The sequence below is a fragment of the Nocardiopsis sp. NPDC055551 genome, assembly GCF_053619415.1.
Window position 1 is genome coordinate 38,421 of the sequence record NZ_JBSHJJ010000002.1, and the last position, 22,180, is coordinate 60,600.

Annotated in this window: 19 protein-coding genes; 7 read left to right on the top strand and 12 right to left on the bottom strand. The window is 70.1% G+C overall.

Translation table 11 applies throughout. The annotated features are described in order from the left end of the window. Positions 1-65: 65 nt before the first annotated feature. Positions 66-1,187, top strand: coding sequence for a glycoside hydrolase family 26 protein (locus tag ACWGSK_RS04010; protein ID WP_358510476.1), 1,122 nt, complete (start codon positions 66-68; stop codon positions 1,185-1,187). On the opposite strand, the gene ACWGSK_RS04015 is transcribed toward ACWGSK_RS04010, so the two are convergent. The 9 genes from ACWGSK_RS04015 to ACWGSK_RS04055 form a co-directional block, all read right to left on the bottom strand. After that, positions 1,184-1,768, bottom strand: a complete 585-nt coding sequence (locus tag ACWGSK_RS04015; RefSeq protein ID WP_358510473.1) for a GNAT family N-acetyltransferase — start codon at positions 1,766-1,768, stop codon at positions 1,184-1,186. The genes ACWGSK_RS04010 and ACWGSK_RS04015 overlap by 4 nt on opposite strands. 139 nt (positions 1,769-1,907) lie before the next feature. Beyond that, positions 1,908-3,410: a glycosyltransferase gene (locus tag ACWGSK_RS04020; RefSeq protein WP_358510384.1), complete on the bottom strand. Its 1,503-nt coding sequence runs from the start codon at positions 3,408-3,410 to the stop codon at positions 1,908-1,910. Beyond that, entirely contained in the window at positions 3,407-3,865 is a 459-nt protein-coding gene (locus ACWGSK_RS04025) for a UDP-N-acetylglucosamine--LPS N-acetylglucosamine transferase (RefSeq protein WP_358510381.1), read from the bottom strand. The genes ACWGSK_RS04020 and ACWGSK_RS04025 overlap by 4 nt, the downstream gene beginning before the upstream one ends. Before the next feature lie 70 nt (positions 3,866-3,935). Next, on the bottom strand, positions 3,936-5,483 hold the full coding sequence (locus tag ACWGSK_RS04030; protein ID WP_452455206.1) for a lipopolysaccharide biosynthesis protein: 1,548 nt from the start codon (positions 5,481-5,483) through the stop codon (positions 3,936-3,938). Beyond that, on the bottom strand, positions 5,453-6,328 hold the full coding sequence (locus ACWGSK_RS04035; RefSeq protein WP_452455207.1) for a sulfotransferase family protein: 876 nt from the start codon (positions 6,326-6,328) through the stop codon (positions 5,453-5,455). The genes ACWGSK_RS04030 and ACWGSK_RS04035 overlap by 31 nt, the downstream gene beginning before the upstream one ends. A 64-nt stretch (positions 6,329-6,392) precedes the next feature. Next, a complete protein-coding gene (locus ACWGSK_RS04040) occupies positions 6,393-7,616 on the bottom strand; it encodes a phosphotransferase (RefSeq protein WP_452455208.1) in 1,224 nt (407 codons plus the stop codon). Continuing rightward, positions 7,613-8,974 carry a ligase gene (locus ACWGSK_RS04045; RefSeq protein WP_452455209.1) on the bottom strand — a complete coding sequence of 454 codons (1,362 nt, stop codon included), beginning with the start codon at positions 8,972-8,974 and terminating at the stop codon, positions 7,613-7,615. The genes ACWGSK_RS04040 and ACWGSK_RS04045 overlap by 4 nt, the downstream gene beginning before the upstream one ends. A gap of 41 nt (positions 8,975-9,015) precedes the next feature. Then, positions 9,016-10,680, bottom strand: coding sequence for a chain length determinant family protein (locus ACWGSK_RS04050; RefSeq protein ID WP_452455210.1), 1,665 nt, complete (start codon positions 10,678-10,680; stop codon positions 9,016-9,018). A 257-nt stretch (positions 10,681-10,937) separates the two neighbouring features. Next, entirely contained in the window at positions 10,938-11,330 is a 393-nt protein-coding gene (locus ACWGSK_RS04055) for a DUF4190 domain-containing protein (RefSeq protein WP_358510367.1), read from the bottom strand. A 296-nt stretch (positions 11,331-11,626) separates the two neighbouring features. Between ACWGSK_RS04055 and purN the strand changes: the two genes are divergently transcribed. The 3 genes from purN to ACWGSK_RS04070 are packed head-to-tail and all read left to right on the top strand — an operon-like array spanning position 11,627 to position 14,670. Beyond that, positions 11,627-12,238 carry a phosphoribosylglycinamide formyltransferase gene (gene purN / locus ACWGSK_RS04060; protein WP_452455356.1) on the top strand — a complete coding sequence of 204 codons (612 nt, stop codon included), beginning with the start codon at positions 11,627-11,629 and terminating at the stop codon, positions 12,236-12,238. Further along, positions 12,235-13,800 (top strand): bifunctional phosphoribosylaminoimidazolecarboxamide formyltransferase/IMP cyclohydrolase, encoded by a 1,566-nt coding sequence (purH, locus tag ACWGSK_RS04065; protein WP_452455211.1) that lies wholly within the window; start codon positions 12,235-12,237, stop codon positions 13,798-13,800. Before purN ends, purH begins: the two co-directional genes overlap by 4 nt. A gap of 9 nt (positions 13,801-13,809) precedes the next feature. After that, the gene (locus ACWGSK_RS04070) at positions 13,810-14,670 is read left to right on the top strand and encodes a bifunctional methylenetetrahydrofolate dehydrogenase/methenyltetrahydrofolate cyclohydrolase (RefSeq protein WP_452455212.1); all 861 of its coding nucleotides are present in this window, start codon (positions 13,810-13,812) and stop codon (positions 14,668-14,670) included. 33 nt (positions 14,671-14,703) lie between these two features. Here ACWGSK_RS04070 and ACWGSK_RS04075 read toward each other — a convergent pair whose 3' ends face one another. Continuing rightward, positions 14,704-15,306: an FHA domain-containing protein gene (locus ACWGSK_RS04075; RefSeq protein WP_452455213.1), complete on the bottom strand. Its 603-nt coding sequence runs from the start codon at positions 15,304-15,306 to the stop codon at positions 14,704-14,706. Between the two features lie 525 nt (positions 15,307-15,831). On the opposite strand from ACWGSK_RS04075, the gene ACWGSK_RS04080 reads away from it, so the two are divergent. Both ACWGSK_RS04080 and ACWGSK_RS04085 read left to right on the top strand, forming a co-directional pair. Next, entirely contained in the window at positions 15,832-16,185 is a 354-nt protein-coding gene (locus ACWGSK_RS04080) for a DUF3017 domain-containing protein (protein ID WP_452455214.1), read from the top strand. Between the two features lie 187 nt (positions 16,186-16,372). Next, on the top strand, positions 16,373-17,590 hold the full coding sequence (locus tag ACWGSK_RS04085; protein WP_358510352.1) for an NADP-dependent isocitrate dehydrogenase: 1,218 nt from the start codon (positions 16,373-16,375) through the stop codon (positions 17,588-17,590). Between the two features lie 623 nt (positions 17,591-18,213). Here ACWGSK_RS04085 and ACWGSK_RS04090 read toward each other — a convergent pair. Both ACWGSK_RS04090 and ACWGSK_RS04095 read right to left on the bottom strand, forming a co-directional pair. Beyond that, entirely contained in the window at positions 18,214-19,467 is a 1,254-nt protein-coding gene (locus ACWGSK_RS04090; RefSeq protein ID WP_452455215.1) for an LCP family protein, read from the bottom strand. Positions 19,468-19,603: 136 nt separating this feature from the next. After that, entirely contained in the window at positions 19,604-20,725 is a 1,122-nt protein-coding gene (locus tag ACWGSK_RS04095; RefSeq protein ID WP_452455216.1) for a galactokinase family protein, read from the bottom strand. A gap of 196 nt (positions 20,726-20,921) precedes the next feature. On the opposite strand from ACWGSK_RS04095, the gene ACWGSK_RS04100 reads away from it, so the two are divergent. Then, a complete protein-coding gene (locus ACWGSK_RS04100; RefSeq protein ID WP_358510343.1) occupies positions 20,922-22,055 on the top strand; it encodes a YihY/virulence factor BrkB family protein in 1,134 nt (377 codons plus the stop codon). Positions 22,056-22,180 lie beyond the last annotated feature (125 nt).

A 22,180-nucleotide genomic window follows, 5' to 3' on the forward strand; every position in this document is an offset into this window, starting at 1 on the left:
CACTCTGAGTTGTGGTCAGGGAAATCAGGGGGCGATGCGCCGTGGGCGGCGGACCGGTACGAGGCATGGCGGCGACGGGGGCACTGCTCTTCGTCCTGGGACTGACCGGGACGGGCGACGAGCCGACGATCGCGGACACCCCGAGAGACGAACCGCTGCCGGGGGAGAGGTCCGCGTCCAACGCGTCGACCCTCCTGGGGCGGCCGCCCATCGTCGAGTCCGACTGCACCGTCTCCGACATCCTCGAACCCTCCTGCGGGGTCTGGTGGGGCGCCAGCCCCTACCAGGACGACATCACGCAGCTGGAGGAGGCGGCCGGTCGGGGCATGGACATCGTCTACACCTGGCGGGGTATCGACCAACCGCACGTGCCGAACCAGAGGGAACTCGACATGATCGCCGAGGGCCGGTACGTCCACACCAACATCGAGGCGCGGCGTTTCACCCGGGAGGGTCACCCCGACATCGACTACGCGGACATCCTCGCCGGGGAATTCGACTCGTCCCTGCGCTCCCAGGCCCGCACCATCGCCGACACCGAGGTCCCCTACTTCGTCACCTTCGACCACGAGGCCGACGCGAACAAGCGCTACAACAGCCGCGGTACCCCCGAGGAGTTCGTGAGCTCTTGGCGGCACATCGTCGACCTCTACCGGGAGGAGGGCGCCGACAACGTCATCTGGGTGTGGAACGTGACCGGCTGGGAGGGCAACCTCGACCGGCTCCCCGGCCTGTGGCCCGGCAACGACTACGTCGACTGGATCAGCTGGGAGGCGTACAACATGACCGGCTGCGACATCCAGCCGCACTGGACCGAGGTGTACTCCTTCGAGGAGGCCCTGGCCCCCGCCTACGAGTGGATCCAGGAGGAAGGGCCCGAACACGGGATCGACCCGGACAAGCCGGTGATGATCGGCGAGATGGGCACCACCGACATCGGCGCTCGTGAGACCTTCCAGTGGTACGCGGACATCCCCGAGGTCCTCAAGCGCTACGAACGCGTCCGCGCCGTCAAGGTTTGGGACAACAAGGTCTCCGATGGCTGCGACTTCCGCGTCAACGCCAACGAGCACGCCCGTCGCGGATTCGAACTGGCCGGCGAGGACCCCTATGTGAACCTGCCCGAACGCGTTCGCCGCCTCGCCGAGTTCGCCGAGTCCCGTAAGAACGACGAAGCCCGCGACTAGCCGCCGACGGGGCGGGACATGGCCCAGGTGCGGGGGCCGTCGTCGGGCAGGTCGTACTCGGCGGTCACCGTGAACCCGAGTGATTCGTAAAGACGGACGTTGGTGTCGGTCGAGGTCTCCAGGAAGGCGGGGACGCCCGCGTGGTCCGCCTCGCGCAGACCGACCTCGATGACACGACGGCCCAGCCCGCGTCCACGGGCTTCGGGGCGCACACCGACGCTGCCCAGGAACCAGGCTGTTCCGGCGGGGCGGTGTCGCTCCATGGTCCCCTCGGCCGACGCGTACGCCTCGGCGCGGTCCCCGGCCAGCTCGGCCAGGGTCGGCAGCAGCCGTTCCATGACCACGTCGGCCCCGCCGGAGTCCGGTGTGGACCACACGGCGACCGCGGCCAGGTCCTCGCTGACCCACACACGTCCGTGCGGCAGGCCGACCTCGGCGAGGAAGATCCGTTGGAACTCCCGGAGCCGGGTGAGGTGGTCGTCGGCGGAGATGGTGTGCCTGGTGAAGGGATAGTCCGCGAACGCCGCGGCCAACGTGTCCGCCGCCGCCGCGACGTCCTCGTCGGTGGCCTCTCTGATCATGTGCGCCCCCTCGCTCTCGTCCGGCCGTGTGCCGGACCCCATGAGCGGAGACTATCCGTCCACCTTCGGCGGAGACCACGTCTTTTCCCCAGTGGGTGACGCCGCCGGGGCGCGGTGCGGGAGCGCGCCCCGGCGGTGCTCAGACCCCCTTGCCGCGCAGGTGCAGTAGACGCAGGATCCATCCCGGCGGCACTCCGCAGACCACCAGGAACGCCACATGGGCGCGTCCTTCGAGTGGGCGGGTGCGCAGGGTGGTGCCGATCCACCTCAGCGCAGCCCCACGGTGCCCGGCCGAGGCCTCGGCGAAGGCGATCTGACCGGCGACGCGGGCGTATCCGCGCGGCACCACCCGGAACTCGGGGTACTTCTCCAGCAGCCAGCGCAGCGCGGTGGAGATGGTCTGCCACCGCTCGGAGAAGAACGACTTGCGGTGCCACAGCACCCGCACCCCCGCCTCGGGGACGTTGCGGATCGGTGCCCGCTTGGCCAGCCGCAGCAACAGCTCGTAGTCCTCGGCGTAGCTGCCCGGGATCTCCTCGCTCACCGTGCCGCAGCCGTCCACCATGGCGGACCGGCGGATGAGGAAGGAGGAGGGATGCAGCTCGGTCAGGCGCGACGCCAACAGGTCCCGATAGGTGACGTGGGTGCGGTCCAGGACCCGTTCGGTCTCGACCTTGTCGTAGACCACCCGGATTCCGCAGCACACCATCTCGGTCTCCGGCTCGGCCCGCAGGACCTCCACCTGGGTGCGCAGCTTGCCGGGCATCCAGGTGTCGTCGTCGTCGCAGAACGCCACGAGTTCGGTGTCGGCGGCCAGGACCCCGGTGTTCCGCGCCCCCGCCAGCCCCGGGGTGAGCGAGTTGGTCACCACCCGGACGGGTCGTTCGCCCTCGTCCCGGGCCAACGAGTCGTCGGGTCGGCTGTTGTCGAAGACCACGATGGCCGTGATCCGCCCCGGGTAATCCTGCTCGGCCACCGCCCGGAGCGTACGGCGCAGCAGCTCGGGGCGGTCCCGGGTGGGCACCACCACGGTCACCCGCGGCCACTCCTCGTCGGCGCCCGTCGGGTTGGTCCGGGGTTCGGGAGCCTCCTGTTCGCTGAGCAGGTCGATGAGCGTCCCGGCGCGTTCGGCCGCGTCGCCCGGGCCACTGTCGGCGGCCGGGTCCACCCGGAAGTCCGCCGGCGAGGACAACGCCTTGTCGATGAGGGCGTGCAACTGCTGGGCGGTCGAGCAGACGCGGGCCCGCCCGGCCCCCTCCAACCGGTCGGCGAACAGGAGCTGGTGGGCGTCGACGTGTTCGTCCAGCTCCGGATCGCGCGCCACCACGATCGGTAGGCGGCCCGCGGTCCGGGCCTGGATGATGGTGCCGGGCCCGCCGTGGCACACCACCACCCCGGCGCGCCCCATGGCCTCGGACAGCTCGTTCCCGGGCAGGAACGGCGATCCCGTGGCTCGGGACGGGGCCGCGCTGTGTCCGTGCTGGACGAGCACGCGCAGGTCGGGGTGGCGGCGGGCGTAGTCGTCGACCCAGCGCACGAGCCGGTCGAACGCGTGGTGGTCGGTTCCGACACTGACGACCACGTCGGGATGGGCGTCGTCGCCCCCGCGGCGGGGACGGTGGGATGTGGTCTGTTCGGTCACAGGAGCGGTCCTACGGTGATCGCGGTCGGCATGAACGAGCGCTGTTCCTCCCACTGGGCGAGGAACAGACGGGTGAACGGCCTGCAGAGCCGTGCGGTGAGCGTGGGGGTGTCGATGCGGTCGTAGACCTCGATGTAGACGGTCGGGATCCGCAGCAGCCACGCCAGGACGAAGAACGGCAGGGCCACCCCGGCCCCGGTGCTGACCACCACCGACGGGCGCCGTTCGCGCATCGTTCGCAGGGCGAGCCCGGTGTTGCGCAGCAGGTTGCCGACGTTGCGGGTGGTGGGGTGGTGGGCCCAACGGACCGACTCGTCACCGAGTACGGACTCGGCGTCGGGGGTGCGGAAGGTGACCCACACCCGCTCCTTCCCCCGCCACCAGGGGCGTAGCGAGCACAACTGGGTGAGGTGGCCGCCGCTGGAGGCCACTAGGAGAACCGGACGCGCGGACAATGCGTACTCCATTCATTGCTGTGGGTGATGAACGAAGAGGGGGGTCGGGGGAGGCTCGCAGGAGCGCGGATCACTTCCGTAGGTGGAGTTCGAGATGGTCGCGCGCCCACCAGAGCGAGGCCAGATGGCCGAGCGCGCCCACGCCCACGGCCAGGACCAGGGTGGGCAGCCCGCCACCGAGACCCGCCTCGGCCAGGAGCGGCAGCACGCCGAACCACACCAGGGTCCCGCCGACGGCCACCGACACCGGCCCGCTCACCGGGTGCAGTGCCACCGTGGTCCGTAGCTGCCACAGCGGCAGGACCTTACGCAGCAGGACGGCCGACACCAGGGCCACGGCGGCACCGGGTGCTCCGTGGGAGGGCACCAGCAGCACGCACACACCCACGTTGACCAGGAGGGAGAGCAGGTTGTTCAGCAGGTTCAGCCCGGTGCGTCCGGTCATGGTGAGGACCAGGTCGCCCATCCCCAGGACGGACGCGGCGAGTTGCCCGGCGCAGACGATCACCAGCACGGTCGCGCCGGTGTCGTACTCGGCGCCGAACAGCCGCATCACCTCGGGCGCGAACACCAGTGCCGACAGGTAGAGCGGCCAGGTCAGGCACACCAGCCAGGCCGTTCCCGCCTGGTACAGCGAACGGACCCCGGTGTGGTCGCGCGAGGCCAACAGTTCGGCGAAGCGCGGTTGGGCGGCGTTCAGCACCGCCTGGGTCCCGAACTGTCCCACCACCATGATCCGCGTGGCGGCGGTGAAGATCGCGGCGCCGGTCAACCCGCTCAACAGCGCCACCATCACCACGCCGCCGCGCTGCACGCCCATCTGGGCCACCCCGCCCAGGGCCCGGGGCAGGGCGAAGGACCAGAACGCCGCCGGGGCGACCCGTTCGGCCTGCGTCCGCGCCCGATCCGACGCGCCGTCCGGATCGGGGGTCGTCCCATCGGGGCCCGCCCGGTGGACGATCCTGCCCAACCAGAACCAGGCCAGCACCGCCGCCGGCAGATACGGCCCGGCCCACGCCAGGGCGAGCAGCCCCGCCGAGCCGCTCAACACGATCAACCCCACCAGCACCAACTGCGCGGAGGGCCGACCGACCTTGTCCACCAGCGCCGTCGTCACCATGTCGTGGTGGGCGCGGGTGGCGGCCAGCGCGGAGTCCGTGAGCACGGCGAACGGCAGGAACACGGCGAGCAGGCGCAGGTACGCGGCCGCCTCCTCTGAGCCCAGGGCCTGGGCCAGGGGCCGGGCGAACACGAACAGGAGCAGCGCCACCACCAGCGACAGCACCACCGCCGGTCCCATGGCCGTCCTGAGCAGCGCCGGAACACCCCCGGCCCGGCCGAACAGCCGCATTCGGGCGATGAAGTACACCAGCCCGTCCGGGGCGCCCAGGCCGGCCACCGCCGCCATGATGAGGAACACCGAGGTGGCGGAGAACAGCAACCCCGCGGTCTCCTGTGAGAAGGCCCGGGTGATCGCCACGATCAACGCGAGGTTGAGCGCGGCGCCCACCACCGCGCCGGCCATGTTCACCACACCGCCGCGCAGAACGCGCCGCAGCCCGCCGTCGGACCGGCGCTCGGAAGTCCTCACCGGCACCACGAGGGGGTTCGCCCCCACCAATGGGCCAACCGGGCGTCGTTCTCGGCGAACCTGGAGGTGAGCTCCGCTCGCAGGGACTCGGGCATCATCGCCCTCTTGCGGGCGTTGTGCCGCCCGGGTGGTTCCATCGAGACCGATGGCAGCTCCAGGAAACGGATGATCTCCGCCACCGTCCGGGAGGTGCCGTCGAACAGGTCGGCGTAGTCCACCACGTGCATCCGCTCGCGGCCGAGATGACGTTCCATTCGGATCAACTGGTCCACGTAGTTCCCCCGTGCCACGTAGCCGTGGTGCTGGTGCGAGCGGGAGTAGTGGGTCGGGTCGGCGATCAGCCGTTCCTCCGCCCCGGACAGCCGCCGATCCTCCAACTCGATGGCGCGCGCGAACGGTTCGGTCTCGAAGCCCCGCGCGGTCTCGTGGGCGTGCGCCGAATACGCCCGCTCCACCGGGTCGCGCAGGATCACCACCACCTTCGTCTCCGGCAGTTCACGAGAGATCCGCTCCGCCGCGAGGGGGTGGAACAGGTAGTAGGGGCTGGACTCGAACACCCGGGTCCGGGGGCGGCCCCATCGGGCGCGCAGGACGTTGCGCAGGGGAAAGTGCGACCGGTACCAGTCCAGGCCGTTGTGGTGTCCGGTGTCGAAGTAGTGGACACCCTTGCGCAGGACCGGGCCGGTGACCGCGGGGTGCAGGTTCAACGTCTTGAACAGGGAGGTGGTCCCCGAACGTTGGGCACCACAGATGAGGAAGTCCGGCAGCGCCCTGGCGCGGCGGGTCATGCCGCCCAGACCATCGGCGATGGGCAGCAGAGCACGCTTGGCCGGCACGGCCAGGCGGATCAACATGGAGGTGGCCCGAGGCATCACGATTTCCTTCGATGAGAGGTGGATGGCGAAGAGGGTGTGAACGGGGTGGGACCACGCCGGATCAGCCGGCGTGGGCGGCTTCATGCGCGGCTCTCTCCTGGAGGCCCTCCAACGCGGGGAGCAGCCAGTCGTCGACCGCGGCGAGGTGGCCACCGCTCTCCGCCTGCCGGTCGTGCAGGTAGCGGGTGGCCAGGTCGATCAGGTACAGCGCCATCACCGTGGACACCGCGTGCGGACGCAGTCCGAGCTCGGCCATGAGGGGGTCGCGCAGCAGTCGTGAACCGCTGTCCAACCAGCGGTGGACCCCCGGATGGACCCCCGCCTGGACGCACTCGTTGAGGTTGTAGTGCAACGCGTCGAACCCGGCGGGCGCGTCCATGGCCAGGCGTTCCCAGTCCCATACGAACGCGCGCCGCGCCGTACCGGCGATGTTCCACCGGGTCAGGTCGCCGTGCCAGGCACCGAAGGGCAGCAGTACGTCGGGCAGCCGGCGCAGCGCGGCGCGCAGGGGCGCGACCTCCGGGCGCGAACCCAGCTTGGCGATGCGTTCGTCCAGGGAACGCCGGTAGGGGCTCGCCGACAGGTGGCGCTCTCGGATCGGGGCGAGGGAGACGATCTGGGTGACGCAGCGCAGCAGCTGGCGGCGGGTGGGTCGGTCGGTCTGGTCGCCGACGGGCAGGGCCTCCTGCACCAGCAGGGGTTGGCCGTTCCACTCGCCGTCGTAGAGCAGACGGGGGACGGTCACGTCCCGCATCGGTCTCTCTGCCAGGTGACGCAGCGCCCGGGTCTCGGCCCGCACCAGCCGCGCGGTGAGTTCGTTGATGGCGACCTTGGCGTATCCGATGGTCCGCCCGCCCGGGGTGAGCAGCAGCAGGACCGGTTTGCGGTTGGCGCGCGGTGGTCCCACGTGGATGGCGATGGCGAGTTCGCGGTCGAGCGCGGTGGTGAGCGCGTGCTCGATGCCCGGACCCGCGCCCACGTAGAGGCGGTCGCGCAGCAGCAGCGGCGCCATCCCGGTGGCGAAGGCGCCCGCCAACACCAGGGTGCGCAGCCGTTCCTTGAGGGAGTGGCCCTGCGCGAACGAGGTGATGCCCCGGGTCGCCACCGAGCGGTTGCCCGCGGGCAGGATCACCCGCGGGTTGTGCGCGTTGGGTACCGGAAGGTACTGGTTGCCCCGGTCGCGGGGCGCCATGCGCAGCACACTGCCGTCTCCCTGCCCGAGTAGCCCGCCGCATGGCCACAGTACGGCGGCCAGATCGGTCAGGTAGGTGGTCTCGGTCCTCACCAGGCACCCCCGGCCCGCGCTGTCCGACGCCCGGCCACCAGGGGTTCCTCGACCCGCCACAGCAGGGCGACGGAGATCATGGTGACGGCGAGCGGGGACATGAGCGCGACGTAGAAGAACATGTACCAGAACAGAAGCAGCACGGTGAGCAGGGCGGCCTGCCCGACCAGGGTCGTCGCGGCCCGATACCGCCAGGCCACCAGTGCGAAGAACGCCACGAACAGGGCCGTGCCCACCCACCCGGAGGCGATGAGCGTCATCCACAGCTGACCGGCGTTGCCGATCACGTGCTGGCCACAGCCCGGGCACTCGGGGCTGGGGCCGATGGCGATCGAGTCGGAGCTGCCCAACCCCTCACGGGTGGTGCCCCAGCCCACGATCGGCGACAGGTCGGCGGCCTCCACCGACGCGGCGTTGGTGGCCGCGCGCCCGTCGTCGCTGTGCGGGTTCTCGGCCCGCTCGCGTACCACGTCCGCCAGCGGGGACACCGCCAGCGCGAGCAACAGCGTGATGGTGGCGACCACGCCGGCGCCCACCAACACCACCCGACCCCGACGCAGCGCCTGAGCGGCGCCGAAGGCCATTGAGAGCACCAGGCCGGCCCACAGGGCGCGGTTCAGCGAGTACACGATCGGGGCCACCGACACCGCGGCCGCGAGGAGCGCGCCCCAACGTGCCCAGCCGGTCCCCTGGGCCACCCAGGCCACCATGAGCCACACCAACAGCAGGGAGAGCATGTAGCCCCAGATGTTGGTGTACTCCCAGGGGGCCTTCGGACGGGCCGACTCATATCCGAAGATGTCCATGACCTGCGCCGACGCGGGATGGATCAGCGTTTGCATGTAAGGGTCGGACACCAGGGCGCCCGGCAACAGGTATTCCAGTGGAGCGGTGAACTCGAACGTCGGCGCGAGCATCCCCAGGTAACCGCCGGCGATGGTGACCAGGCACAGTACCGCCAACGACCCCGCCACCAGACGGACCGGCAGTTCACGTTCGGTGAGGTTGCCGACGTAGAGCATCACCACGGTGAGCACCAGGTAGTTGATCACCCGCAGCATCGCGCCGGGGTAGCCGCCGCTGTCCGGCACCGTCCCGGGCATCTCCACCGACACCAACGCCGAACCGAGCATCGTCCACACCAGGAACAGCGCCCACAACCAGAACCAGGGTGGTACCCGCAGGCCCACCGCGCGGTGTCGGCGCACCAGTTCGGCGAGCATCGGCACCGCGAACAGCCAGTAGGCGAACTGGCCCATCCCGAGCGCCCACCACAGCGGATACCCGGCCAACAACCAGATGAGCGGCCACCCGGTCGCCGGGGTGGCTCCGGCTCGCGCGGTGACCTGCCAGGTCACGCCCGCCGAACGCGTCCCCCCAGAGGCCGCGCCCAGGGCCGTCAACGCCGGGATCCGACGGACGCGGACCCACCGGCGGCCGGCAGCGCCGCCTCACACGACCGGTCGGTGGTGGTCCTGGACTCACTGGGCGGACGCGGCGCGGGCGGCACCGGCATGCGCGGTGTCGGGACGGGTCCGGGGCCGGGCTGGCGCGGAACCGTGATCGACCCGGGGACGGTCACCCCGAACCGGGCTCCCGCGGTGACCAGGTCGGTCAGGTCCGAACGCAGGCTCAGGCCCAGTTCCACCACCGGTAGCAGTAGGTCGGCGGAGGCGGCGAGGGCGTGGACGTCGGCGCGCTCCCCGGCGGAGGCGGTGGCCACGACCACGAAGCCCGCGCGCGAACGCAGCAGGTCGACGAGTTCGGCGGCGCCGCCCTGGAGGGGCGCCTCGGCGCCGGTGGACCCATGCCGCAGTACTCGCAGCCTGGGCGTGTGGGCGGGGTGCGTCGCCAACTCGGCGGGGTCCTCCCCGTCGATGAGGACGTCGGCCAGGCCGGGGCCATCGGGCAGCCCGAGGAGTTCTCGGGCGGAGTCGGTGCGCGGGTCCGCGCAGACCAGCAGGGTGTCGGCGCCGCCGCGGGCCAGCGCGGCGGCCAGGTTCACCGCGGCGGCGATACCGGCGCGCCCGGGGGTGGTTCCGGTGACCACGATCACCCGCCCCTGAGCGGTTTCGTCGGCCTCGGTGCCGCCGTCGTCGGTCCCGGCCGTTCGGGCCCGGACCAGGTGCGCGAACTCGTTGGCCCGCTGCCCGGTCGGGGTGGTGTCGTCGAGCAGTCCGGGTGAACGGCCGGAGTGCTTCCCGGGGGCGGACAGGTCGAGCAGGACGGGCAGGGCGCCGATCCGCTCGGTCTCCTCGACGTCCCGCAGGCGCGGGTCCATCCGGTCGCGGATCACGGCGGCCAGGAGTCCGACCAGTAGACCGAGCGCGGCGCCCGCGACGGTCCACAAGGTCAGGATGGGGGAGGAGGGCGACTCGGGAAGCGAAGCGGGGGTGATGACCTGGCCGGGGGAGACCGTCTCGCGCAGGGCGCTCAGGGGGGTGATGCCGTTGCCGATGTCGGCGATCTCCTGGCGAAGGGCCTCGGCGTCGGCGTCCGTACCGGCGGTCCCCGGGCCCGCCCCGGTCGATTCGGCCAGTTCGTCGTAACGGTCCTGCTGTTCGGCGCGCAGGGCCTCCAACCGCCCCTCGATGATGGTGTGGGCCTGGGCCTCCCGCTGCGCCAGGTACGCGTCGGCGAGGGAATCGGCGCCCTCGCGTGCCAGTTCCGGGCTGCCCGCGGAGTAGCTCAGTTTCAGGATGTTGCTGTTGGGCGGAACGGTCACCTCGATGTTCTCGCTCACGTCCTCCGAGGTGAGTGAACCGGGGAGCTCCTCGGCGGTGGTTCCGGTCACCCGCTCCGAGAACACGATCTGGGCCTCGCTGTCGAGGTTGACCTCGCCGGTCAGCCGGCCGGACCGTTCTCCGGTGAACTCCGCCATCTCGGTGGGATGGACCTGGACCGACGCGACCGAGGTGTAGGTGGAGGGCACGGCGAGAGCCCCGGCGGTGGCGAGGACCAGGCCGCCGAGCACGCCGACGCACACGAGGCGCCGGCGGCGCCTCAACAGTGCGGTGTACTCCTTCAGTTCCGGTCCGGACGAGCCGGGGACGTCGGTGTCCATCGGGTCCTCTCCACGCAGACATGGCAGCACTTTTAGTGAACGATTGAATGCTAAGTGTAATCCCTTTGGGTGTGCTTGGTGGTTTCAGAAACAACCCTTTTTCTTGTCGAAGGTGTCCGGAAACTGCTCCGACCAGGGGTGCTCTGTGGGGAGAAGTCGGATGTTCGGCCTATGGGCACACGAAAGGGGCGGCGGGATCATCCCGCCGCCCCTCACCGAACGTGAACGGGCACCCCGCGCGGTGCGGGAGGTCGGAGCTACCCTCCGACGACGACCGGGGGGAGGCCGGTGTCGGACTCCCAGGCCTCGTCGCACGCCTTCTGCGAGGAGACCGTGTGCGCTCGCGCCGCGCAGTCCCGGTACTCGGTGACCTGGTCGTTGTAGATGAACAGGACGGAGAGCATCGACGCGGAGATGACCACACCGACCACGCCGAGGACCATGCTCGACAGGGCCCCCGGGGCCTCGGAACCGTTGGTCCGCGCGGCCCGACGGGCCCGCAGGCCCTGCACCACGCCCATCGCGGACAGCACACCGCTATAGGGCGGGAACAACAGGCCCGCAAGGCCCAGGAACAGACCCCACAGGCCGCCTCGCTCGACCTTCGGAGAACGGTCGTCGGCCTGGGTCTCCGGGCTGTTGTCGGTCACAGGTTCACTCCTTCGGTGGCGCCGATGCAGGTGGGGCGCCGTGGACCACCTCCGCCGGGACGGAGGCGGGGCTCTTCGTGCGCGCGGGGAACTCAAGGTCCGCGTGGGGTAGACGCTACCCGGCCCGATAGGGTGGGAGCGCGGACGGGCCGACTGTGCCCATGCCAGTCGATCATGCCCGGCGTACGCGATTTTTCCGGATGCTGCGCCGTCCCCCGGCGCCCCCGGACGTGGGGACCCGGTGTTCCCACACCGTTCTTCTACACATGAGGGAGAAGCACGCTTTGTCCGCGCGAGTGTTGGTTCTCATATCGGGGACGGGCAGCAACATGGCCGCCCTGATGGAAGCCGCGAAGGACCCCGCCTACGGGGTGGAGATCGTCGCCGTGGGCGCCGACCGTGAAGGAACCCGCGGGGTGGAGGTGGCCGAGGCCGCCGGCGTACCCACGTTCGTGGTGCCCTTCCGTGCCTACGGAGACCGTGCCGAGTGGGACGCTGCCATGTCCGACCGGATCGCCGAGTACGAGCCCGACCTGGTCGTCTCCGCCGGATTCATGCGCATCCTCGGCCCCGCCGTGGTGGGCCGCCACCAAGCGGTCAACATCCACCCGGCCCTGCTCCCCTCCTTCCCCGGCGCGCACGCGGTACGCGACGCGCTCGCGCACGGTGTCCGCGTCACCGGCACCACCATCCACTTCCTCGACGAGGGCGTCGACTCCGGTCCGATCATCGACCAGGTCACGGTGCCCGTCGAGGACGGTGACGACGAGTCCGCCCTCCACGAACGGATCAAGGTCGTGGAGCGGCACATGCTGGTCGACACGGTCGGCCGGCTCGCCCGCGAGGGCTGGACCATCGACGGTAGGCACGTGCGGTTCGGCCGCACCGACACAGAGGAGAACCGGTGACCCGACAGGCCATCAGGCGCGCGTTGATCAGTGTGTACGACAAGACCGGCCTGACGGAGCTGGGCGCCGGCCTGGCCGCTGCCGGGGTGGAGATCGTCTCCACCGGTTCGACCGCGGCCAAGCTCATCGAGGCGGGCGTGGCCGTCACCCCGGTCGAGAACGTCACGGGCTTCCCCGAGATCATGGAGGGGAGGGTCAAGACCCTCCACCCCGCCGTCCACGCCGGACTGCTCGCCGACCAGGGCAACCCCGAGCACGTCGCCAAGATCGACGAGCTGGGCATCGCCCCCTTCGACCTGGTCGTGGTCAACCTCTATCCCTTCTCCGACACGGTCGCCTCGGGCGCCTCCGCGGCCGACTGCATCGAGAAGATCGACATCGGCGGTCCCGCCATGGTCCGCGCCTCCGCCAAGAACCACGGCAGTGTGGCGATCGTGGTCGACCCGACCGCCTACGACACGGTGCTGGAGGCCGTGCGCGACGGCGGGTTCACCCTCGACCGGCGCAAGGCCCTGGCCGGGAAGGCCTTCCAGCACACCGCCGCCTACGACGCGGCGGTCGCCGATTGGTTCGCCTCCACCTACGCCCCCGACGGCCAGGCGACGGAGACCGGCTGGTCGGACTTTCGCGCTTCGGTGTACACCCGCCAGGACACCCTGCGCTACGGGGAGAACCCGCACCAGAAGGCCGCGCTCTACACCGAGGCCGGTGCGAGCGGTGGTCTGGCCGGCGCGGAGCAGTTGCACGGCAAGGCGATGTCGTACAACAACTACGTCGACTCCGACGCCGCCCTGCGCGCCGCCTATGACTTCGAACAGCCGTGCGTGGCCATCATCAAGCACGCCAACCCCTGCGGGATCGCCGTGGGCGTCGACAACGTCGAGGCCCACCGCAAGGCGCACGCCTGCGACCCGGTGTCCGCGTTCGGCGGGGTGATCGCCACCAACCGCGAGGTCGGCGCCGAGCTGGCCGCGCAGATCTCCGAGATCTTCACCGAGGTGGTGGTCGCCCCCGCGTTCACCGACGAGGCCGTCGCCACCCTCTCCAAGAAGAAGAACATCCGCCTGCTGGTCGTCGCCGATCCGGCGCGGGGCCCCCGTCAGGAGACCCGTCAGATCAGCGGTGGCCTGCTGGTCCAGGACACCGACGTCATCGACGCCGAGGGCGATGACCCCTTCACCTGGACCCTGGCCACCGGCACCCCCGCCGACGAGGCCACCCTCGCCGACCTCGCCTTCGCCTGGAAGGCCGTGCGGGCGGTCAAGTCCAACGCGATCCTCCTCGCCGCCGATGGTGCGACCATCGGTGTGGGCATGGGTCAGGTCAACCGGGTCGACTCCGCGCGTTTGGCGGTCACCCGCGCCGCCGACCGGGTCAAGGGTTCGGTCGCGGCCAGTGACGCGTTCTTCCCGTTCGCGGATGGTCTGGAGATCCTCACCGAGGCCGGGGTGAGCGCCGTCGTCCAGCCGGGCGGTTCCGTGCGCGACGCCGAGGTCATCGCCGCCGCCGAGGCCGTGGGGGTCACCATGTACCTCACCGGCACCCGCCACTTCTTCCACTAGGGGAAACACATGAGCGCGATCGTTCTGGACGGAAAGGCCACCGCGAAGGCCATTCGCGAGGAGCTGACGGAGCGGGTGGCGAAGCTGCACGCCAAGGGCGTCACCCCCGGGCTGGGCACCGTCCTGGTCGGCGACGACCCGGGCAGCCACTCCTACGTGCGCGGCAAGCACCGCGACTGCGCGCAGGTGGGCATCGCGAGCATCCGCCGCGACCTGCCCGCCGACGCCACCCAGGAGCAGGTGGAGCAGGCCGTCCACGAGCTCAACGAGGACCCGGCCTGTACCGGTTACATCGTGCAGTTGCCGCTGCCCAAGGGCCTGGACGAGAACCGGGTGCTGGGACTGATCGACCCGGTCAAGGACGCCGACGGCCTCCAACCGGTCAACCTGGGCAAGCTCGTCCTGATGGAGAAGGCCCCGCTGCCGTGCACCCCGCGCGGCATCGTGGAGCTGCTACGCCGCTACGAGGTGCCGATCAAGGGCGCCGAGGTCGTCGTGGTGGGCCGTGGCGTGACCGTGGGCCGCCCCCTCGGCCTGCTGCTGACCCGTCGCTCGGAGAACGCCACCGTCACCCTGTGCCACACCGGCACCCGTGACCTGGGCGAGCACACCCGCAAGGCCGACATCGTCGTCGCCGGCGCGGGTGTGCCCGGGCTCATCACCGCGGACATGGTCAAGCCGGGCGCCGCGGTGCTGGACGTGGGTGTTTCACGCACCGACTCGGGCCTGGTCGGCGACGTGGCCGCGGGCGTGGACGAGGTCGCCGGGCACGTGTCCCCGAACCCGGGCGGCGTGGGCCCGATGACCCGCGCGATGCTGCTGGTCAACGTGGTCGAGGCCGCCGAACGCCAAGCCGTTACCACCGTTTAGCGCCGCCGCCGGCGCTTTGGCCCACCCGTCGCGTCAGCCGGCGCGGCGGGCGTGGCCGACGGGCATCGGTCGGACCAGGCCCAGAGCCACCACCTCGTTGGCCAGGCGGGTGCGTCGGTTCTGTCCCTCCGGGATGCGGAACTTCTGGTAGAGCCGCAGCAGGTGCTGTTTGACCGCGGCCTCGGTGACCACCAGGGCCTCGGCGATGTCGCGCGCGGTGGCCGGGGCCACGAACGCCTCCTCCGAGAGCGCCGGCCTGCACAGGGCGGTGAGCACGTCCAGTTCGCGGCGGGTGAGTTCGGGGGCCGCGCCACGGCGCAGCACCTTGTCGGGGCTCAGCTGTTCCTTGGGCAGACCGCCGATCCGGCAGCGGGCGGTGCCGAAGGTCACCACGTCTCCTTCCTCAAGGACGCGGCGGGCGATGGGGCGCCCGTTGACCCGGGTGCCGTTGCGGGAGAGCCCGAGGTCCACCACGTAGACGTAGGGCCCGCGACGGATCAGTTCGGCGTGCAGCTGGGAGACGCTGCGGTCGTCCAGGCGGATGTCCGCCCCCTCGCCACGGCCGACGGTGGTGACCTCACCGGAGAGCGGACACACCTCTGCGCTCTCCTCGACCCGTAGGTAGGGACCCTCCACGGTGACTCCTCCAGTACCGGCCGTGCGCGGTCGATGCGGATACGAGCGTCGGTGCGGGAGGGGTGATTGTCGGGGGGCGACGGTTCCGTCTACACGTGGTGTGGGCTTCATGGGGGTCCTCGCTCACCGGTGCGCTCATCTCTGGCTGGGTTACCCGACTGGTACGTGTTCTACGCGCTTACTTCGGAGTTAGAGGGATAAGGCCTGGAAATACGGTCTTGTGTCCCCCTCGGAAGTGGGAAACGGTCGTGGTGACTCTCCGAGTGCGCCATGTCCGTATCCGTGAGCCCTGAGGTGTCGGCGGGGACGGAGACTACAATGGGCGCGGTCCCTCCCGGTGCCGGAACCCGTATCTCAACGGGGCCGATCGAAAACGCCAGGAACATGAGCCACGGGGGAGCGTCTTTCCGTTTCGGACAGCGTTCGTCCCGTCTGGTGGCCGGTCCGTGCCAGACACCGGGGGAGGCCGTGAGGACGAGCCGCGCGGCGGCCAGGAAACCCGGAAAGCGAACAGGTCGGAACGCGGTGAACGACGCGGAGCAGGCTGAGGTTGCGGGATCGGACGGGAACGTCCCCGATGACGGAGGTGAGGACACACCAAGGGGGGAGGTGCCGTATTGGCTCTCCCAGGTGCCCTACGCCCTCGTGTTGTCCGCCTTGGCGGCGGGGATCGTGGTCGTCGCCGCGGCCTACTTCAAACGTGGGCCGGCCATCATCGCCGGAGCCCTGTTGCTCGCGGCGACCTTCCGCCTGTTCCTGCCCAAGGACTGGATCGGCCTGCTGGCGGTGCGCCGCCGTTGGGTCGATCTGGCCACATTGGTGGCCCTCGCGGTCCTGCTGATCGTGTTGGCCTGGGTGGCGCCGCAACTCTCCTCATGAGCGTCTAATAAGCTTGATGTCGAGATACCTCGACACCGAAAAAGCACCGCCTCCCCGGGTGGCACGGACACCCGGCGGGATCAGGGGATCGCCGTGTGCGTGTCGGCCCGAACGTCGGTCACGAACCGACGGAGGGCCTCGCGCGACAAGAGGCGGTAGCGAAGACTGAAGGGACAGCCACACAGCCATGGCCAAGATCAAGGTCGAGAACCCCGTAGTCGAGCTCGACGGCGACGAGATGACCCGGATCATCTGGTCCTTCATCAAGGACCGTCTGATCCTGCCGTACCTCGACGTCGACCTGAAGTACTACGACCTGGGCATCGAGGAGCGCGACCGCACCGACGACCAGATCACCGTCGACGCGGCCAACGCGATCAAGGAGCACGGTGTCGGCGTCAAGTGCGCCACCATCACGCCGGACGAGGCCCGGGTCGAGGAGTTCGGCCTGAAGAAGATGTGGCGGTCGCCGAACGGCACCATCCGCAACATCCTCGGCGGCGTCGTCTTCCGCGAGCCCATCATCTGTGAGAACGTGCCGCGGCTGGTGCCGGGCTGGACCAAGCCGGTCATCATCGGCCGTCACGCCCACGGCGACCAGTACAAGGCCACCGACTTCAAGGTGCCCGGCCCCGGCACGGTCACCATGACCTACACCCCGGCCGACGGCAGCCAGCCGGTCGAGTTCGACGTCGCGAACTTCCCCGAGGCGGGCGGTGTCGCGATGGGCATGTACAACTACCGCAAGTCCATCGAGGACTTCGCGCGCGCCAGCCTCAACTACGGCCTGGACCGCAACTACCCGGTCTACATGTCCACCAAGAACACGATCCTCAAGGCCTACGACGGCATGTTCAAGGACGTGTTCGAGGAGATCTTCGAGACGGAGTTCAAGGACAAGTTCGCCGCCGCCGGCCTGACCTATGAGCACCGTTTGATCGACGACATGGTCGCGGCCGCGCTCAAGTGGGAGGGCGGCTACGTCTGGGCGTGCAAGAACTACGACGGTGACGTCCAGTCCGACACCGTCGCCCAGGGCTACGGCTCGCTCGGCCTGATGACCTCGGTGCTGCGCACCGCGGACGGCCGTACCGTCGAGGCCGAGGCCGCCCACGGCACCGTGACCCGGCACTACCGCCAGCACCAGCAGGGCAAGCCCACCTCGACCAACCCGATCGCCTCCATCTTCGCGTGGACCCGTGGTCTGGAGCACCGGGGCAAGCTGGACAACACCCCGAAGGTCATCGAGTTCGCCAACACCCTTGAGGACGTCGTCATCAAGACCGTCGAGGGCGGCCAGATGACCAAGGACCTCGCTCTGCTGGTCGGTTCCGAGCAGGAGTGGCTGACCACCGAGCAGTTCCTCGCCGCGCTGGACGAGAACCTGAGCAAGCGTCTCGGCTAGGCAGGAGCGGAGGGTTCCTCACCAGGGCGTCTTGAGCCGGCGCCCACGCTGAGACACCGCTCACGCCCGGGTGTCCCCAAGGGGGCACCCGGGCTTCGTCGTCTCCGGGGTCGATGCGCGGTGAAATGCCGTTTCCATGGGGTTTCGAGTTCACGCGATCGACGAACTCACCCGGCGTGTTTCCTCTGTTCGGGCCCCATGGAAGTGCCGGTGGTGGGAAGATGGTGGTGTCGAGAGGGAGTTCCCGGCCCTAGTGCGATGTATGACACGTGCATACGATTCGCACCTTTGGCGAACTTTGACTTATGGTGGAGACACGCCGGTGAGAACCGGCAGGCCAGAGCGGGTTTCGAGCCCCTCGGCCACCACGAGCCGACGTGCCGGCCGTGCGCCCGCTGGGGGGTAGGCGCGCACAGTACGGAACGTCACGAAGAAGGGCCCGTCACTCCGGTGACGGGCCCTTCGACTTTCTCCGAAATCCCCCCGAACCCCGAAACCCGGAACGGGTTTCCCCCGAACGGCCCCGGACGCGCACCGGCCCCCGTACCGGCCGTGGAATCGGGGGATTCCCACGACGGTGACGGGGGCCGGGCGCGAGGACGCGACGGTGCCGCCGATCCGGATCAGTCCTGCATGGCCTCCTCGGGGATCGGCTCGCCCTCGTTCATGGCGTCGAACATCAGCTGCGACCGGCTCTCGTCCCACAACACGACCGAACCCACGCCGTCCAGGGTGGGGGTCTCACCGACCGGCACCGCCGTGGTCTGGGTGCCGCCGCGCATCGCCAGCAGCATCGTCGCCAGGTGACGCAGCTTGTCGCCCTCGTCGACCATGAACGTGTCGGTGCCGGCGAGTACCAGGGGGACGGACTGGAAGGGGTTGAAGAGTGTGGAGGGGGCGCTGGCCTCCTGAATCAGCGCGGAGAAGAACTCGCGCTGACGCTGGATCCGGTCCAGGTCGGCGCGGGGGGTGGCTCGGGTACGGACGTAACCCAACGCGGTGCCGCCGTCCATCTCCTGGCAGCCCGCCTCGATGTCCAGGCCCGCCTTCGGGTCCGCCATCGGTTCCTCGGGGCACAGCTCCACGCCGCCGACGGCGTCGACCAGGTCGACGAAGCCGCCCATGCCGATCTCGACGTAGTGGTCGATCCGCACGTTCGAGGCCTGTTCAAAGGCCTGGACCAGGGGAGCGGGACCACCGCAGACCTCCTCACCCTCCTCGTCGGCGCCGCACACCGAGTCGGCGAAGGCCGTGTTGATCTTGTTGTCCGCGTAGCCGGGGATGGGCATCGGGACGTAGGAGTCGCGGGGCACGCTCACGATCGTGGGTTCGCCGTCGCGCGGCACGTACAGGATCATGATGGTGTCGGTGCGGCGGCCCTCGGCGTTGCCGGTGGCCAACTCCTGCATCTGTTCCTCGTCCATGCCCTCGCGGCTGTCGGAGCCCACGATCATGTACGTGGTGCCGCGAGCGCTGTCCGGACGGCCCTCGTAGTCCTGCAGGGCCTCCACGCGTTCCAGCCGCGAGTTCGCCCACAGGTAGAAGCCTCCGGGCACCACCAGCAGCAGGACCAACAGGACGACCAGGGTGTTGCGGAAGCGCTTCTTGCGCTGCTCCTTCGCGCGACGCTGGATGCCGCGGCCGTCGTACTCGCGTCCGCTGCTGTGGGTGCGTCTCTTGCGGGGGCGGTGCGGGGGCACCTGGTCGGCGGGGGGAAGGCGACGGGTCTCGCCCACCACACGCTGCTCGGACTCGCGCGAGCGGTAGAGCTTCTCGAAAGCGTCCGGCTTCTCGGGGTCGCCGGAACGTCGGAACACGCCACCTCTGTTGTGTTCGCCGGTCGAGCCGGGTTCCCCCCGATGTCGTCGGTCAGCCATGGGTTCGCCTATCTGGTCCGCGCCGTGTGTCGCTCTTGATGTCCTATGTCCCTTGTGATCGCTGACAGAGTATTCCGGTTCGCTTCGATCCCGGTTAAGAGTGGAAAGAGGGGGCGACCTCTCCCGGAGATCGGGATCAGGCCACCCTGCGAGCGCCCTCCGAAGGCACGGCCACCCGTACACGGGGTTCGGGACGGCCTCTGCGGCGGAACGCTTCGATCACCCCGTGGGTGACGTCCGCCACCCGATCGGACGGGACCAGGGCGAAGCAGGTTCCCGCCCAGCCGGTCATCCGGGCACCGCGGGCGCCCGCGAGCGCGGCGGCCTCCACGGCCACCTCCACCGCCGGCAGCGGCAGGTCGAACTTGCGCAGGGACAGGTGGGACGAGGACAGGATCGGACCGACCTCGCCGAACCGGTCGGTCCGCAGCAGTCCGACCGCCGCGTTGAGCCGGTGGGTCTCGGTGACGGCGAACTCCACCCGGTCGCGCAGCACGGGGTTCTGGATCCTGCGCAGGGTCGCCCGCAGGTCCTGGATCGCCCGAAGCGGACCCAGGAGTTCCTGGGCCCGGGACAGTTCGGCGGCACGGACCGGCCTGAGGTCGCGCCGGGGGAGTGCGCCGGTGTCGACGACGACCAGGCGCAGGTCGGCCGCGGCCAGGTCGAAGGGGAAGAGCGCGGTGCGGCCGCTGCCCTGGTTCACCCGGACGACCCGACCGGCCTCGGCGTCCAGGCACACGCGCCTGGACACCGGTACCTCCTCGGTCGGGTCGGACCCGGACAGGTCCGCCAGCGCCAGGGTCACGGCGGCGCCCAGCGCCGCGGAGTGTCCGAGGGAGGCGTGCGCGGGTAGATCCGCGCCGAACATCACCCGGATCCCCTGACCGTCGCCCAGCCGGCCACAGGCGCGCGCGGAGGCCGCGACGGCCGCCACCTCACGCGTGGCCCGGTGCCGATCGCTCAGCGGGCCGTTGGGCGTCGCCGTTCGCGTGCGACCGTCGTCGGAGACATCGATCGCCGCGGTGATCCCCCACGGAAGGGCGACGAACAGGGCGGGCCCTCCGACGGCGGCGTTGTGCTCGCCCATCAACGCCACACGTCCCGGCGCGCGCCAGAGCCCGGAGGGTTCGACACCGAACCACTTCACGAACCCGGCCGTCAGCGCGGTGGGCCCGGGCGCGGCCTCCGGCCACGTCCCGACCGGGCCGCCCTCGCCCGCGCCCAACACCGCGCGCAACCGCGCCCCGGTGACACCCACGTCCCGACCTCCGTCGCCTCCGCTGATCCAGGGTCCAAGTCTGCCGTGCGTTCGGTACCGCCCGGGCGGGGGGTTTTCCCTTGTCGGCCGGGGCAAGGCTAGGGTTGCGAATCCACCGGGGATCACGGGGTCTTCCGTTCGGGCGCCCGAACACGCCAAAGCGCCGGCGGAGGCCCGGCAGGACACAGGGAGGACGATGGCCGGCGTCTTGGATCGGGCCAAGGACATGGCCGGTCGCTACCGGAACATGGCGATGGACGCCTACTGGGGGTTGCGGCACCGATCTCCGGCCTTCGACCACCTGGTGCGGGCCGGCGAGCGTTACACGGACCGCAACGGCAACCAGTTGGCCGGCGCTGTCACCTACTTCGCGTTCCTGTCCTTCTTCCCGCTGTTGGCGTTGGCCTTCGCGGTCGTGGGTTTCCTGGCGGCTCGCCAGGTGGAGCTCACCCACTACCTGGAGGGCGCGCTCGACGAGGTGCTGCCGGGGTTGTCCCGGCAGCTGCCCATGGATCAGATCGCGGACGCCCGTGTGGGCGCGAGTGTGATCGGGGCGCTCGGTCTGCTGTACGCGGGGCTGAACTCGGTCGCGGCGTTGCGCGAGGCGCTGCACTCGATCTGGCTGAAGAGCGTCAAACAGGGCCCCAACGCCGTGCTGCGCAAGCTGGGCGATCTGCTGGTGATGCTCGGGCTCGGCATGGCGTTGCTGTTCACCGTGGCCTTCACCAGCGTCATGCAGACCGCGACGGTCTGGTTGTTGTCCCTGGTGGACCTGGACGAGTCGTTGCCGGCCAACCTCCTGTTGCGGGCCCTGGCGTTGGTGATCGCCATCGCCGTGAACACCTGCCTGTTCCTGCTGGTGTTCACGCTGTTGTCGGGGACGGGGCGGCCGACCCGGATGATGTGGCGGGGCGCTCTGCTGGGCGCGGTCGGGTTCGAGGTGCTCAAGACCCTGGCGGCGACGCTGCTGGCCGGAACGCTCGCCAACCCGGTGTACGCGTCCTTCGCGGTCCTGGTGGGGTTGCTGGTCTGGATCAACCTGGTCATGCGCGTGGTGATGTTCAGCGCGGCGTGGACGGCGACCTGGCTGCCGATACCGCCGCCGTACACGGGTTCGCTGCCGAGCCCGGACGAGACCGGGGTGGATTGGACACGACCGACCCCGGTGCTGCGCCCGAGCGAGAAGGCACTGGCCGAGCGTCGATGGGCCCGTCGGACCCTCGCCTACGGATTGTCGCTGATGGGGGCGGGCGCCACCGCGATCGGAGTGGCTTCGGTAATGCGACGCGGGCGGGATGGGAAGCCCGTGAAAAAGGGTTCCGGCGGGTGATTTCCTCCGTTTATTGGCCCTGAAGTCCGTATGCGCGACGCTTACGGTGGGTAGTCCTCCCGTGTCCCGGTCGAATCGGTGCGCCGGGCTGAGCGGTGAGACGGCCGAAGGGTCGTCCACACCTT